This window comes from Haloferax sp. Atlit-6N, assembly GCF_003383195.1.
Lineage (GTDB): Archaea > Halobacteriota > Halobacteria > Halobacteriales > Haloferacaceae > Haloferax > Haloferax gibbonsii.
Genome location: NZ_QEQJ01000388.1, coordinates 1 through 441, shown reverse-complemented (window position 1 = coordinate 441; position 441 = coordinate 1). Strand labels below are relative to the sequence as shown.

Annotated in this window: 1 protein-coding gene; it reads left to right on the top strand. The window is 51.0% G+C overall.

Features of this window, described 5'->3' with window-relative positions; all coding sequences use genetic code 11:
* Positions 1-150: 150 nt before the first annotated feature.
* Positions 151-441 (top strand): deoxyribonuclease (locus DEQ92_RS22885; protein ID WP_115821825.1); only part of this gene is annotated, 291 nt, incomplete at its 3' end.

The following is a 441-nucleotide window of genomic DNA, read 5'->3' as shown; positions in this document are numbered from 1 at the left end:
GGTCTTAGTGCAATGGAAGATGATGACGACTCGAAGCTCGCTGTAGTCCACAAGCGAGACATTCCTTGGGAAGAACCAGCTGAGGACAGCTGATACAGTTCGCTCCTTCTCAAAGAGACCGATTAATTGTATCCAGTATCAAACCCAGTTATGGTAGAAATCTCAGACTCCCTGTGTTCGCTGTTCACTGCGAAAATTACGGAGGAGGATGGCACATTCGTCATCGAGATTCCTCCGAGTGAGATCAGGCATGGGGCGCTGACTGTTGATGAAACGTATCGCATCGCTCTTCTTGATTCATCCTCCGAAGCTGAATCAACATCTCCACAGAGCCCACGGCATCCCGCCTCTCAGGAAAGCACGAGCCATGATTCATCTGGTCCTCCTGTTGAGGAGGGAGAAGTGCGCGACGTGACAATCGAAACCGTCGGTGCTCAAGGA